The 13,877-nt window shown below is 63.0% G+C and carries 14 protein-coding genes; 8 read left to right on the top strand and 6 right to left on the bottom strand.

Annotated features, from left to right (window positions below):
• The first annotated feature begins 48 nt into the window (after positions 1 to 48).
• The 6 genes from DDF70_RS02070 (at position 49) to DDF70_RS36355 (ending at position 5,938) form a co-directional block, all read left to right on the top strand.
• Positions 49 to 1,053 carry an ABC transporter permease gene (locus tag DDF70_RS02070; RefSeq protein WP_245435327.1) on the top strand — a complete coding sequence of 335 codons (1,005 nt, stop codon included), beginning with the start codon at positions 49 to 51 and terminating at the stop codon, positions 1,051 to 1,053.
• Positions 1,050 to 1,904, top strand: a complete 855-nt coding sequence (locus tag DDF70_RS02065) for an ABC transporter permease (protein ID WP_114943182.1) — start codon at positions 1,050 to 1,052, stop codon at positions 1,902 to 1,904. The genes DDF70_RS02070 and DDF70_RS02065 overlap by 4 nt, the downstream gene beginning before the upstream one ends.
• Positions 1,897 to 2,742, top strand: coding sequence for an ABC transporter ATP-binding protein (locus DDF70_RS02060; RefSeq protein ID WP_114943181.1), 846 nt, complete (start codon positions 1,897 to 1,899; stop codon positions 2,740 to 2,742). Before DDF70_RS02065 ends, DDF70_RS02060 begins: the two co-directional genes overlap by 8 nt.
• On the top strand, positions 2,739 to 3,464 hold the full coding sequence (locus DDF70_RS02055; RefSeq protein ID WP_114943180.1) for an ABC transporter ATP-binding protein: 726 nt from the start codon (positions 2,739 to 2,741) through the stop codon (positions 3,462 to 3,464). Before DDF70_RS02060 ends, DDF70_RS02055 begins: the two co-directional genes overlap by 4 nt.
• Before the next feature lie 16 nt (positions 3,465 to 3,480).
• Positions 3,481 to 4,728 (top strand): M24 family metallopeptidase, encoded by a 1,248-nt coding sequence (locus DDF70_RS02050; RefSeq protein WP_114943179.1) that lies wholly within the window; start codon positions 3,481 to 3,483, stop codon positions 4,726 to 4,728.
• 808 nt (positions 4,729 to 5,536) lie between these two features.
• Positions 5,537 to 5,938 (top strand): hypothetical protein, encoded by a 402-nt coding sequence (locus tag DDF70_RS36355; protein ID WP_162820185.1) that lies wholly within the window; start codon positions 5,537 to 5,539, stop codon positions 5,936 to 5,938.
• Positions 5,939 to 5,978: 40 nt separating this feature from the next.
• On the opposite strand, the gene DDF70_RS02045 is transcribed toward DDF70_RS36355, so the two are convergent.
• The gene (locus DDF70_RS02045; RefSeq protein ID WP_114943178.1) at positions 5,979 to 6,146 is read right to left on the bottom strand and encodes a YqaE/Pmp3 family membrane protein; all 168 of its coding nucleotides are present in this window, start codon (positions 6,144 to 6,146) and stop codon (positions 5,979 to 5,981) included.
• A 191-nt stretch (positions 6,147 to 6,337) separates the two neighbouring features.
• Here DDF70_RS02045 and DDF70_RS02040 point away from each other — a divergent pair, with 191 nt between their 5' ends.
• Entirely contained in the window at positions 6,338 to 6,790 is a 453-nt protein-coding gene (locus DDF70_RS02040) for a host attachment protein (RefSeq protein WP_245435326.1), read from the top strand.
• A gap of 17 nt (positions 6,791 to 6,807) precedes the next feature.
• Here the strand turns inward: DDF70_RS02040 and DDF70_RS02035 are convergent, their stop codons facing one another.
• From DDF70_RS02035 to DDF70_RS02015, 5 genes are all read right to left on the bottom strand, one after another.
• Complete coding sequence (locus tag DDF70_RS02035) at positions 6,808 to 7,005, bottom strand: hypothetical protein (protein WP_114943176.1); 198 nt, start codon at positions 7,003 to 7,005, stop codon at positions 6,808 to 6,810.
• Positions 7,006 to 7,057: 52 nt separating this feature from the next.
• Entirely contained in the window at positions 7,058 to 7,861 is an 804-nt protein-coding gene (gene iolB, locus DDF70_RS02030; RefSeq protein ID WP_114943175.1) for a 5-deoxy-glucuronate isomerase, read from the bottom strand.
• Between the two features lie 12 nt (positions 7,862 to 7,873).
• Entirely contained in the window at positions 7,874 to 8,758 is an 885-nt protein-coding gene (iolE, locus tag DDF70_RS02025) for a myo-inosose-2 dehydratase (RefSeq protein ID WP_114943174.1), read from the bottom strand.
• A 21-nt stretch (positions 8,759 to 8,779) separates the two neighbouring features.
• Positions 8,780 to 10,627 carry a 3D-(3,5/4)-trihydroxycyclohexane-1,2-dione acylhydrolase (decyclizing) gene (iolD, locus tag DDF70_RS02020; protein ID WP_114943173.1) on the bottom strand — a complete coding sequence of 616 codons (1,848 nt, stop codon included), beginning with the start codon at positions 10,625 to 10,627 and terminating at the stop codon, positions 8,780 to 8,782.
• Between the two features lie 101 nt (positions 10,628 to 10,728).
• Positions 10,729 to 12,642 (bottom strand): bifunctional 5-dehydro-2-deoxygluconokinase/5-dehydro-2-deoxyphosphogluconate aldolase, encoded by a 1,914-nt coding sequence (locus tag DDF70_RS02015; protein WP_114943172.1) that lies wholly within the window; start codon positions 12,640 to 12,642, stop codon positions 10,729 to 10,731.
• Positions 12,643 to 12,786: 144 nt separating this feature from the next.
• Here DDF70_RS02015 and iolG point away from each other — a divergent pair, with 144 nt between their 5' ends.
• Positions 12,787 to 13,776 carry an inositol 2-dehydrogenase gene (iolG, locus tag DDF70_RS02010; protein ID WP_114943171.1) on the top strand — a complete coding sequence of 330 codons (990 nt, stop codon included), beginning with the start codon at positions 12,787 to 12,789 and terminating at the stop codon, positions 13,774 to 13,776.
• The last annotated feature ends 101 nt before the right edge of the window (positions 13,777 to 13,877 follow it).

Raw genomic sequence — 13,877 nt, 5'->3', positions numbered from 1 at the left:
TCCGACGCATCTGTTCCCCGCCACCCATCGTGGCGGGGATTTCACGTTGTGGCTCGTTTCCTACGCTGGTTCGGCTTTCTGGTGCTGAGCATCTTTGCTCTCCTGTTCGTCACATTCACCCTGACACGCATGTCGCCTGTCGATCCGGTTTTCGCGATGGTGGGTGAACATGCCAGCGTATCGAGCTATGAACAGGCGAAGCGCGAGCTGGGGCTCGATCGTTCCGTCCCTGAACAGTTCCTGGCCTATGTCGCCCGAGTAGCACAAGGCGATCTAGGGCGCTCCTCCTCGACCGGGCAACCGGTCTTGTCGGATCTTGCCAGAACGGTTCCTGCAACTGTCGAGCTTGCGACGCTTGCTATTTTCACAGGCTCCGCTCTCGGTATCGGCCTAGGCATCCTGTCGGGCATCAAGCCCGGCGGATGGATCGACAGCGTTGCCCGTTTCATTTCGCTGTTCGGGTATTCCGTGCCCATCTTCTGGCTCGGGCTTCTCATGCTTCTGCTGTTCTATGCGTTCCTGCACTGGGCGCCAGGACCGGGGCGCCTCGATATCGCCTTTCAGTACACTGTGCCTGCCGTGACGGGATTCGTGCTCATCGACACGTTCCTGTCGGGACAGGATGGGGCATTCGCCGACGCGCTTCATCACCTTGTTCTGCCCGTGGCACTACTATCCTTCCATGCTCTTGCCGGTATCAGCCGGTTGACCCGGACCGCAATTCTCAACGAGCTCAATCAGGAATACACGATCGCCGCTCGCGCCAAGGGTGCTGGAAGAACGCGGGTTGTCTTTGAGCACGTCCTGCCCAATGCGGCAGGCACGATTCTGACGGTGATCGCCCTTGCCTATGTCAGCCTTCTCGAAGGCGCTGTGCTGACGGAGACGGTTTTCGCATGGCCGGGGCTCGGCCGTTATCTGACGACCGCAATGTTTTCCGGCGACGTTCCGGCGATCATGGGAGGAACCATGGTGATCGGGCTATGCTTCATCATCATCAATTCGCTCACTGATCTTCTCGTCGCTCGCCTTGACCCGAGGGTGCGCCCATGAGCCTGTCCATTTCGACGATCGGCTCGGGCGCGCGCAAATCCACGCTACGCCAATCATCCTTGATGCAGGCCGGCTTCGTCATTGTGGGGCTCGTCCTTCTGGCAGCACTGCTTGCTCCGCTGATCGCGCCCTATGACCCCAATGCACAGCAAATGAATATCAGGCTGGCCGCACCATCCGCCTCCCACTGGCTTGGAACGGACGGTTTCGGTCGCGATATTCTCTCGCGGATCATCTACGGCACGCGGACGACGCTTCTCCTGGTCGGGCTCGTCGCGCTTCTGATGGCGCCCCTCGGGGTTACGATTGGTATGACGGCAGGTTATTTCGGTGGTTTCGTCGAACGTGTGTTGATGGCTATCACGGATATCGTTCTCTCTTTTCCCCGCCTCGTCCTCGCATTCGCATTCGTGGCCGTGCTTGGCCCGGGCCTGATCAACGGTGCTCTTGCTCTCGCATTCACAAGTTGGCCGGCCTATGCACGCCAGGCAAGGGCCGAAACGCGCGCCATTCGCCACAGCGATTATCTCGCGGCCGCAGAGATGGGGGGCATTCGAGGTCTGCGTCTCCTGTTCGGGCATGTGATGCCGATGATCATGCCGTCCGCCATTGTTCGCCTTGCGCTTGACCTCGGCGGGATGATCCTTGCCGCGGCTGGGCTTGGATTCCTCGGTTTGGGTGTGAAGCCTCCAACGGCAGAGTGGGGCTCGATGGTTGCTGAAGGAACGCAGGTCATCTTCGATCAGTGGTGGGTCGCGGCAATTCCAGGGGGCGCCGTTTTGCTGACTGCGCTCGGCTTCAATCTGCTGGCCGATGGGCTGCGCGACTGGCTGGATCCACGCCATGGCTGAGCCGTTTCTCGAAGCCCGTAATTTGAGCGTGCGTTTTCGTTCGGAGGACGGGAGCGCGCCAGCGCCTGTCCTCGATAGCATTTCGTTCTCGGTGGGAGCGGAACGGGTTGCACTGGTCGGAGAGTCGGGTAGTGGAAAGTCCACAGCGGCCCGAGCCGTTATGGGACTTCTGCCATCGTCTGCACACGTCTCCGCTTCAATCCTACGCTTCGGTGGAACCGATCTTCTCTCGCTCGACCAAGGTGGCTGGAGCGAAATTCGCGGCAACGGAATGGGATTCGTACTGCAGGATCCTCGGTTCTCCCTCAATCCATCTCGCAGGATCGGCTGGCAGGTCGAGGAGACGCTCAGGCTCCATACGCGCCTCTCAAAAGCCGAGCGGCGCGAGCGCGCCCTTGACATGCTGGCCGCGGTGGGACTTCTCGATCCTGTCCGGATCTACAGAAGCTATCCTGGCGAACTGTCGGGCGGCATGGGCCAGCGCGTCATGATCGCCGCCATGATGATCAACAAGCCGCGTGTCCTGATCGCCGACGAGCCAACCTCGGCTCTGGACAGCGAGTTGCGCGATCAGATTCTTGATCTGATGAGCCGGCTCGCCGCCGAGCAGGGAGCAGGCCTTCTTCTCATCAGTCATGACCTTCAGTTGGTCACGCGCCATGCCGACCGGGTCCTCGTGCTCTATCGGGGCAGGATCGTGGACGAGCGCCGCGGTGAAGAATTGAGCTCGTCAGATCATCCTTATACGCGGACCCTCTGGGCGGCACGCCCCTCCGCGGCGACATACGGAACGCATCTGCCGGTGCTGAGCCGGAAGGCTTTCGAGGCGATGTCATGACAAGCTCCGGTGCAGCATTAGTGGTCGAGGACCTCAGGATCTCCTTCAATCGTGAAGGAACGCCCGTCGCGGCAGTGCGTGGTGCCTCCTTCTCCGTTCAGCCGGGAGAAAGTTTCGGCCTTGTCGGTCCATCCGGATGTGGCAAGTCCACAGTCCTTCGCGCCATTGCAGGCCTGCAGCGCGATTGGGCGGGGCGGATCACGGTTTATGGTGAGAACTTGACATCTGGCGCGCGGATCACGGGCCGGTTGCGCCGTGACATCCAAATGGTCTTCCAGGACCCATACGGATCCCTTCATCCGCGCCATCGAGTCGGCAGGATCCTGGGCGAGCCTCTGCGTGTCCATGGCATCGAGAATGTCGATCGCCGAATTGCCGAGGTTCTAAGCCAGGTCGGCCTCGACCCGACCATGGCCCGGCGCTATCCGCACGAATTGTCCGGAGGGCAAAGGCAACGCGTCGCGATTGCGCGTGCACTCCTCCTCAGGCCGAAGGTCTTGCTTTTAGACGAGCCTACCTCTGCTCTCGACGTGTCTGTTCAGGCGGAGATTTTGAACCTGCTCAACGATCTCAAGGATGCTCACGGCATGACCTTCATCCTCGTCAGCCATGATCGGGATGTGATCGCCCATATGTGTTCACGGGGGGCGCGGATGGAGGGCGGCACCATCCGGGAAGTATTCGACCGGTCCCGGCTTCCGGCCGGTGCCCAATTCACGTAATTTCCCGGAGATGCAGATGTCGGACTTCAATCGCGAGCGTGCCCGGCTGTTGATGCAGGCGCAGGGAATCGATGCCCTCGTACTGTTTCAACCGGAGAACTTCGCCTACGCCACCGGCGCCTCCGGTGGAGTTGCCACGATGTGGCGCAGGGCAGGGGGCGCGATTGCCTTGGTCCCGTTCAATTCGGCAGAGCATGTGGTCGCCATCGTGTCCGACATGGCTGCGGAAGGATTGCGGCAGGCTGCGCCGAGCATTGACGTCAGGGAGCACCGCATCTGGATCGACACAGTGGATCTCTCGATTTTGCCGGAAGGCTCTTCCACAGCGGAGCGGGTGACACGCGCCTATCGGGAGCAGGGACGCATTCACCCGAGACCGGAGACGTTCGATCTGCCTCGCGCTCTGGAGCTGTTGCGCGATGCCTTGCATGAGAAGGGTCTTGGCTCCGCCCGGATCGGGGTAGATTTCGAGTTCATGCCGGTAGCCGATTTCAGGGCTCTGCAAGCAGCACTGCCTCGTGTCGATTGGGCTGACGGGTCCGCAATCATTCGCAGGCTTCGCGCCGTGAAATCACAACGAGAGATTGCTCGCTTGCGACAGGCCTCGATACTTGCCGAGGCCGGTTTGAGAGCCCTGATGGCAGACGTAGCACACGGCGCTTCCATCGGACAATTGTCTGAGGCGTGGCGTAGCGGGGTGCGGCAGGCCGCCCATGTCGCAGGAGTTCGCAATCTAACCGGGCAATGGGACTTTATTGCCGTCGGACCGGATCCATGGGGGAGAGCGGGGATTGTGGAAGAAGGCGCTATTATCAAGGCGGATGTCGGCTGCCTGATTGACGGATACTCGTCGGATGGCGCACGGACCTTCTCCTTCGGCAATCCGTCGGCCATTGCCCAAGACATCTTCAGCGCCCTCGCCTGCGCCTTCGAAGCGGGCCTTGCCGCCATTCGACCGGGCGTGACGTTCGGCGCCGTCTATGCCGCTGTACTCCAGGAGATGCGCGCGGCGGGCTATGTCGAATATCATCGCGGTCACTTTGGGCATGCTGTTGGGGCCGGTGTAGGCATGGAAGACTGGCCGTTCGTTTCTGCCGGCAATGAGGAACTCGTCGAACCCGGCATGGTACTGGCCTTAGAAGCTCCCTTCTATGCGAAAGGTGTTGGCGCACTCATGATCGAGGATCAGCTTCTCGTCACGGAAACAGGCGTAGAAGTCATGAACTCCCTGCCTCGTAGAATGGTGGACCTGAAGCGCTCCTGAGTGCAGGCCTTCCTGTCGTCTCACTGCAATCTTGGACGATCCTGCGAGAGTGATGGAGCGGGACGCCTGCGGGAGGCTACCGCTGAATTGTTCCGGAGGAGCATGCAAAGCCTCTTGAGGCTGTCACGAAGCCGCACGTCCCTGCGCGTAAGTCGCGCAACAGGCGAACGTCCTCCGGGCAAGCTGCCGCAGCCGGGAAGCGGCGGGCTTGAGCCTGCAGGCATCGAACAACATGCCCGGGGGGTCTGTCATGTTGATCTCAGTCATTGTCCGGGCTGCGGCTGCGGATACTTCCCGTCCTGACAGGGCTGGAATCGGGATTTCCCAATGATCCCAGTACCTATCTAAATCCCGTCGGGTGCGCCAATTCACTCCAGATCACGAATTGTCAGGCTCCTCCGGCAACCGACTTCCGCCGTCCGGTTCGGGTTTGCAGGCGATTGGCGTTTCCTGGCGGGGCAGTGCGGCTCCCTTGTCAGGAAGAGCAGCCCCATGCGAAGGGCGCGGCCTCTCCGGTGCGTGAATCGCGACCTGCTTGCCGGATATGGGATCGAGAACGGTCATCGGCGTGGCCTTTTGGTCTTGCGTCCTGCAATGCCGTACGCAAGACATGAACGTTCCAAGCGCCTCTCCGTTCATGCATTCCATCATGCCACGTGCGCTGCAGCACCAAGGGAAATGCCGAGGGGCACCGAAGGGCGATCTTCACCACACCTCCCTTTTTCCATCGCATATCTCGTGAGGCTTCGTTTGGAACGCACCTCAGCATGGGAACGTTGTCCAAGGTCGTAAACTGCCGGAGAGTTCAATGTTTTCTTCGCGTATCATGAAGACCTGCGTTCTGGCCCTGTCTCTTTCCGGCGCCGCCACGCTTGCATCGCTTCCCGCACAGGCTGGGGAGAGCACGGGAACTTGGCGTAATGGCATGGTGAACGGGCCTTATGGCGCCGGCTGGTACGGACCGGGGGGCGTCATGTATGAGAATGCCCGGACCGTCCGCCGCAGAGCCTATGCTCCTCCACGCCATCGCTACGGTCGATCCTATCGTTCTTATCGCTACGCGCCGAACCGGTACTATGGGAACCGGTACTATGGGAACCGCTATTACGGAAACCGGTACTATCAGCCCCGCGGATATGGGTATGGCTGGCCGGTGGAGCGGCCACGGCCTGGCCGTGTGGACCGTGCCATCGAACAAGGGGCCCGGTAGGAGGATTGCGCCTCCTGATCCTCAGCGTATCCCGCCCTTCTCAATGGGCCCGTCGCGCGATGATCCAGACCGCATGAACGATGCCTGGGATATAGCCGAGGATCGTCAGGAGGATATTGAGCCAGAATTGCCCACCCAGGCCGACGGTGAAGAAGACGCCGACTGGTGGGAGCAGGATGGCTAGCAGGATGCGAAGAAGGTTTGCCATGGACCGACAGGAGCGAGTGAGACCATGGGAGGAACGAGACCGTGGCCGTTCCGTTCCAAAAGGCAAGTATCGTCGGACACCCTCCATGCGGCCGGACCCGGAGCGGGATTCTCAAGACCGTAATATGATTTGAATCAAGGCGCCGCTCCCCCCGCGGACGAAGAATGTCTCCCGTAACAAGGAGCATGATCGTGAACAAAGCTCTCAAGCTTCCGCATGACGGATTGGTTCTCGTCAGCGACGGCAGGAAAGCCCTTTTCCTGAAGAACCAGGGCGACGATCTCTATCCGAATCTCCAGGTGGAGCGCGTTCTGGAGGCTCCGGATAATCTCCCGACCCATCTGCAAGGCACGGACAAGCAAGGCCGGACCTGGATGATGGGCCAGCGCAGTGCGGTCGAGCAGGTCGATTGGCATGATCTCGCCGAGCGGAAATTCGCCGGAGAAGTAGCCGAGGCAGTCAATGCGGCCTGCTCCGGCGGCAGGTTGAAGCACATCATCGTGGCTGCGCCTCCGCGCACCCTCGCCGAACTGCGCAGCCGGTTCTCCGATGCCGTGAAGCAGAGGATCCTGGCCGAGGTGAACAAGGATCTGACGAAGCACCCGGTCTACGAGATCGAGCAGCATCTGGTGGCGAGCGGCTGACCCCTTTCAGGACGCGTTCAGCGGTCCCACTTGATGTTGAGCACGCTCGTGACGAGGCGGTCGAGGAGGACCGGGGCGTCGGCTGCCATGCGCTCGATCCCCGTCACGGCTTGGCGCGTCATGCGCCCGTTCAGGAACGCGTAGTCCATCACGACCGCGCTGACGAGCGCGATCGCGGTCTTGAGGACGCGCGCGGCGAGGTCGGACCACGTCATAGGGCCTCTGAGGAAGGTTCCATTCGGCTCATGCCTGAGGGAGCCGAATGGATCAAGCTTTCGCGAGCATCCATTCGTGATCCGGATCGTTGTGGAACTTCCAGATCCGCTTCGGGCCGGCCATCACGTTCAGGTAGTAAAGCTCGTAGCCATGCGGCGCGCCGACGGGATGGTAGCCCTTCGGCACCAGCACCACGTCGCCATCGCTCGCAGCCAGCGTCTCGTCGAGGGAGCGGTCGTCCGTGTACACCCGCTGCAGCGCGAAGCCCGATGGTGGATTGAGCCGGTGGTAGTACGTCTCCTCGAGGAGCGACTCGTTCGGCAGCATGTCCCGGTCGTGCTTGTGCGGCGGATAGCTCGACCAATGGCCGGACGGCGTGATGACCTCGACCACGAGCAGGCTTTCCGCCGGCTCCGTTTCCGGCAGGATGTTGCGCACATGGCGCGTGTTGGTGCCCTGGCCACGGGTTTCCTGGCCGACCTGATCGGGTCGGATCACGCGTGCCGGAAGCCTGCCCTCGGCCGGTGCGGTGCAGACGGCGATCTCGCAATCCGTCTGCGCCTCCAGGGACCATTCTGACCGTGCCGGCGCATAGAGCGACCACGGGTCCGGCTCGAAGGGTGAATTGCGGCCGCCGATCACGCCGAAATCCTGGCCTGAGGCCGCCACGCGCGCCTTGCCCGAGAGCAGCACGATGCAGGCCTCGCGGTTCTCCGTCTGCCGCTGCAAGGTCTGACCCCGTTTGAGCTGGTAAACCTCGAAGCCCACATAGGTCCAACCTGCCGACTCGGGCGTAATGGCGTGGATTCGTCCAGTCGGATCGGCCTTAGACGGTTTCACGAGAAGCTTCGACATCGCACAGGCTCCTTAACGCAGGCCGGCTTCCTTGAGGTACCGGGTGAGATTGGCATAGCCCATCTTGGCATAGGTGAGCGGATGAGCCTTCTTCGGATCCTGCTCCGCCTCGATCACCACCCAGCCGCTGTAGCCCGGCAGCTCCTTGAACACCGACACGAAATCCACCATGCCGTCCCCCGGCACCGTATAGACGCCCTCGAGAACGGAATCGAGGAAGCTCCAGTTTTCGGCACGTGACCTTTCCATCACGGCTTTGCGCACGTCCTTGGTATGCACGTGGCTGATGCGGCTGCGATAGCGGCGGGCGAGCGCCGCCGGGTCGGCGCCGCCCCAGGTGGCGTGGCCGGTATCGAGCAGGAGATGCACGGCCTCGCCCGTGGAGCGCATGAAGGCGTCGATGTCGGCCTCCGATTCCACGATGGTGCCCATGTGGTGATGGTACACCACGCGCACGCCTTCCTGGAGCGTGCGCTCGGCAACCTGGGTGATGCGGCGACCAAACTCGGACCAGTCGCCCGCCTGCATGACGGGACGCTGCGACAGCGGCTTGGAACGGTCGCCGTGAATGGCGTTCGACGTCTCGGCGAAGACGAGGACGTTCGAGCCCATGGCCTTCAGGAGGTCGAGATGAGGCCGCAGGGCCTTCATCTCCGCATCAGCATCGCGCTTCAGAAGCTCGGCGGAATACCACCCCGACACGCAGGCGAGGCCGAACGGCGCCAGCGCCTTCTTCAGCGCTTCCGGCTCGCGCGGGAACTTGTTGCCGAGCTCCATGCCCTCGAAGCCCGCTTCCTTGGCCTCGGCCAGGCAGACCTCCAGAGGGGTCTCGCCGCCGAGTTCGAGCATGTCGTCGTTGGACCAGCCGATAGGATTGGCCCCGATGCGGATCGTCATGTTGTTGTTCCCCTGTCCTGATCAATCGCCCAAGCGCTGCGCGGCGAGGGCCGTTTCATAATCCTTGCGAGCCGCCTTCACCTGCTCGCGGGATGAGACTTCCGGCACCGCCACATCCCACCAATGTCCGCCCGCATCGGTCGAGGCGAGCGGATCGGTGTCGATGACGATGACGGTGCTGCGTTCCGCGCTCCGCGCCTTTCTCAGCGCATCCTCGAGTTCAGCGATGCTCTTCACCTTCATGGATTGCGCGCCGAGGCTCGCCGCATGGGCGGCGAAGTCGATGTCTGGCAATGCCACGTGATTGGTGTGCTGCAGCAGGTTGTTGAAGCTCTCGCCTCCGGTGGCGCGCTGGAGGCGGTTGATGCAGCCATAGCCGCGGTTGTCGAGAAGCACGACGGTGATCTTCTTGCCGAGCATCACGGAGCTGGCGAGTTCCGAATTCATCATGAGATAGGAGCCGTCGCCCACCATCACGATAACCTCGCGGGATGGATCGGCCATTTTCACGCCGAGCCCGCCTGCGATCTCGTAGCCCATGCAGGAATAGCCGTACTCCATGTGATAGCCCAGCGCCGTGCTTGCCTTCCAATGCTTGTGCAACTCGCCGGGAAGGCCGCCGGCCGCGCAGACCACCACGTCGGTGGGCGAGGAGGTGCGCTGCACCGCGCCAATCACCTGCGCGTCGGAGGGCAGCTCCGCATTTGTCGAATCCGTGTAGCGAGCGGCGGTTTCGAACCAGCGCGCCTTCTCGTCCCGTGCCTTTGCCGTCCAAGCCTCCGGGGCTTTCCAGGTGCCGAGCGCACGGCTCAACTCTTCGAGGCCGACACGGGCATCGGCCACAAGCGGAACCGCATTGTGCTTGGCTGCATCGAAGGTCTGCACGTTGAGCCCGACGATGCGCCGGTCCGGATTCTTGAACAATGCCCATGAGCCGGTGGTGAAATCCTGCAGGCGCGTTCCCACGGCGATCACCACATCGGCCTCCTCGGCGAACGCATTGGCGGCACCCGTTCCGGTGACGCCCACGGCCCCGAGGCAGGCCGCGTGGTCGTGGGGCAGGCTCGATTTACCGGCCTGCGTTTCACCGACGGAGAGGCCGTGCTTCTCGGCGAAATCGGCCAGCGCCTTCTCGGCGTTCGAATAGAGCACGCCACCGCCTGCGACGATGAAGGGTTTCTTCGCCTTGCGGATGAGTTCGGCGGCCTGCCCGAGTTCCGTCTCGTCCGGACGAATGCGGCGAGAGGTCCAGATCTTTTCCGCGAAGAAGCTTTCGGGGTAATCGTAGGCTTCGGCCTGGGTGTCCTGACAGAGGGCAAGCGTGACCGGGCCGCATTCGGCGGGATCGGTCAGCACGGTCATGGCGCGCTGGAGCGCCGGGATGATCTGCTCCGGCCGCGTGATGCGGTCGAAATAGCGGGAAACCGGCCTGAAGCAGTCATTCGCCGAGACCGTACCATCGGAGAAGCTTTCGATCTGCTGCAGCACCGGATCTGGCCTGCGGTTGGCGAACACGTCGCCGGGGAGAAGCAGAACGGGCAGACGGTTCACATGGGCCACGGCGGCGGCCGTCACCATGTTGGTGGCGCCTGGGCCGATGGAGGTGGTGCAGGCCATCATGCGGCGGCGGCGCGAAGCCTTGGCGAAGGCGATGGCCGCATGGGCCATGCCCTGCTCGTTATGGGCGCGGTAAGTCGGGAGCTGATCGCGCACGCCGTGCAGAGCTTCACCCATGCCGGCCACGTTGCCATGTCCGAAGATGGCCCACACGCCGCCGAAGAGCGGCAGCACCTGACCGTCGATCTCCGTCTTCTGCGCGATGAGGAACCGGGCGATGGCTTGCGCCATGGTGAGGCGGATCGTGCTCATGGGCGTTTCTCTCAAAATGCGCCGAATGACCTCGGCAGCGTTCTCAGGTTTTGTCGATCGTGAAAAGTGGGCAAAGCCGTGGATCGGCTCCGCCCTTCGTCTTAGGCGGCTTTGGCCCGGCCGGACACGCGCTGCCAGGCGTCGACGAGGCGCTGGAATCGGCCTGCCATGTCGGCAATCGCGGCCTCGTCCGAAATTTCGCCTTTCAGCCAGCGTCGTCCGGCGTCGTTGAAGATGGTGCGGCCCACCGCGAAGCCCTTCACCTGCGGTTCGCTCGCCGCGGCCGCGAAGGCGGCTTCCAGTTCGTCTTCGGGCGCTTCGAGGCCAAGCAGCACGATGCCGCGGCAATAAGGATCGTTCTTCGTGATCACCGCCCCGATGGCATGCCAGGCCGCTTCGTCCTGCTGCGGTTCGAGCTTCCACCAATCGGGCCTGATGCCGAGATCGTAGAGGCGTTGCAGGATACCCGCGACCGTGTCGACCCCAAGCTTTCCATGCTTGCCCGCGATGATCTCCACCAGCAGTTCCCGGCCGATGCGGCGCGCGGCGTCGTGCAGTCGCAGCAGATCGCGTTCCTGACGCTCCTTCAGCTCCGGCGGATCGTCCGGATGGTAGAAGCACAGGCACTTGATGGTATGCCCGACGGGCCATTCCACCAGCTTCGCACCGAGCGAGCCGCCACCTTCGAAATCGAGTGGGCGCGAACCCGGCAGTTCCACGGGGCGGCCGATCCAGAACGGATGATCGGCTGCACGGAACAATGCCTCGCGGCCATAGGTGCCGTCGAGCAGCATGCCGAAGCCGGGGCGGCCATCCGCCACGCGCGCCGCCGCCTGCACGGCGAGCACCTTGAAATCGGGAATGCGCTCGACGGAAGCGCCGATCTCCTTCGCCATCGCTTCCAGCTGCATGCGGTGATCGATGGCGAGCGCCATGAGCGTGTCGGGTTGCGGCCTGCGCGTCGTCGCCCAGTGGATGTGGTTGATGTCCTCGTCGAAGCGCAGGGCCTTGTGGCGGCTGCCGGTCTTCAGGAAATGCTGCAGCTCGGGGAAGGTCGGGATCTCCGGCGAGCAGAGAAGGCGCGAGACTGCGAAAGCGCCGCTTGCATTGGCATAGGCGCAGCAGGTTTCGAGCTTTTCGTCTCTCAGCCATCCGCGCAGGAATCCGGACAGGAACGCATCGCCCGCTCCCAGCACGTTGAAGACCTCGACCGGAAACCCCGGTCCCTTCACGCCGTCGTCCAGCGAGTCCGGAATGGCGCCGGGAAACACCACGCAACCCATGGGGCCGCGCTTGCACACGATGGTCGCTTTCGAGATGGCACGAATATTGCGGATGGCCGTAAGCGTGTCCTCCGATCCGCCGGCGATGTGCAGTTCCTCCTCCGTGCCGACGACGAGATCGCAATCGGCCAGGATGGGCTTCAAATGCTCTGTCACGGCATCCGAGCGCACATAGCGCGACTCGCCCGCGCCGTGGCCGAGAAGGCCCCAGAGATTGGGGCGGTAATCCACGTCGAACACCACCTTGCGGCCATTCGCCTTGGCGATACGGATGGCCTTCTTCTGGGCGGCGGCGGTTGTTTCACGTGAAAAGTGCGTGCCCGTCACCACGATGGCGGCGGCGGAGGCGATGAAGCCTTCGTCGATGTCGTTCTCGTTGAGTGCCATGTCGGCGCAGTTGTCGCGATAGAAGATCAGCGGGAAGGAGTCCTCGTCCCTGACGCCCAGGATCACCAGGGCGGTCAGGCGCTCCCTGTCGGTGACGATCCCTTCAGTGGCGACGCCCTCGCGCTCCATCTGCTCGCGGATGAAACGGCCCATGGCCTCGTCGCCCACGCGGGTCACGAGGCCCGATTTCAGGCCGAGCCGCGCCGTGCCGATGGCGATGTTGGCCGGGCAACCGCCGACAGCCTTGGAAAAGGACGCCATGTCCTCGAGCCGCCCGCCCACCTGCTGGCCGTAGAGATCGACCGAGGCGCGGCCAATGGTGATCACATCCAGGGCTGGCTTCATGCTGTTCCTCCGGCTCCCGGCCTTGTAAACCGTATGCGAGCCGCGGTCGGCTCTTGCTGTTATAGAACGTTTATTCTATTAGCATCTCATGCTGGAATATCAATTCCAAATTTGCCGTGAGCCGGCAAAGGACCAGGGGGAAACATGATCAGAATCGCTGTTCTGGGCGCCGGCCGCATCGGTCGCATCCATGGCCGCAACGCCGCCAACCATCCCGACGCCCGCCTCGTGGCGGTGGCCGATCCGCATGCGCCCGCCGCGCAGGAGCTGGCGGCCGCGACGGGTGCGGAGGTCGCGGCGCTGGACGAGATCGTCGAGCGCTCGGATGTGGACGCCATCCTCATCTGCACGCCGACCACGACCCATGCGGACCTCATCGAGCGCGGCGCCCGCGCCGGCAAGGCGGTCTTCTGCGAGAAGCCGGTGGATCTGTCGAGCCAGCGCATCGAGACCTGTCTCGCCACGGTCGAGAAGGCCGGCACGCCGCTGATGATCGGGTTCAACCGCCGCTTCGATCCGAATTTCGCGGCCTTGCGCCGCCGTCTCGCTGCCGGCGAGGTCGGCGAGGTCGAACTCGTTACCATCCTCTCCCGCGATCCCGGCCCGCCTCCGGTGAGCTACATCGCCACCTCCGGGGGCCTGTTCCGGGACATGATGATCCACGATCTCGACATGGCCCGCTTCCTGCTTCTGGGCGACGAGCCCGTGGAGGTGCATGCGGTCGGCTCGTCCCTGGTCGATCCGGCCATCGGGCAGGCCGGCGACGTCGATACGGCCGCCGTGATGCTGAAGACTTCCAAGGGCAGGATCGTGCAGATCTCTAATTCCCGGCGCGCCACCTATGGCTACGACCAACGCGTCGAAGTGCACGGCTCCAAGGGAATGATCCGCGCCGGCAACATCCATCGCACCACGGTCGAGGTGGCGAATTCTGCGGGCATCACGGCCGATCCGGTGCAGGATTTCTTCCTGGAGCGCTATGCGGATGCCTATCGCGATGAGCTGACCACGTTCCTGAACGCCGTCCGCGACGGCAAGCCGTGCAACCCGACGGGCCGCGACGGCCTCATGGCCCAACGCCTGGCCGATGCAGCGACGGAGTCGGCAAAGAGCGGAAAGCCGGTGCGGCTTTAATCCTCCACGTCATTGCCGGGCCTGCTCTCGTGTCATTCCCGTGCAGGCGGGAACCCAGAACCGCGGCGGGTTGCCGACCGAGCGAGCGGCGTGGCGTCAGG

The organism is Microvirga calopogonii (assembly GCF_003347665.1).
Taxonomy (GTDB): domain Bacteria; phylum Pseudomonadota; class Alphaproteobacteria; order Rhizobiales; family Beijerinckiaceae; genus Microvirga; species Microvirga calopogonii.
The sequence above is the reverse complement of the archived record's forward strand: the minus strand, read 5'-3'. Positions and strand labels throughout refer to the sequence as shown.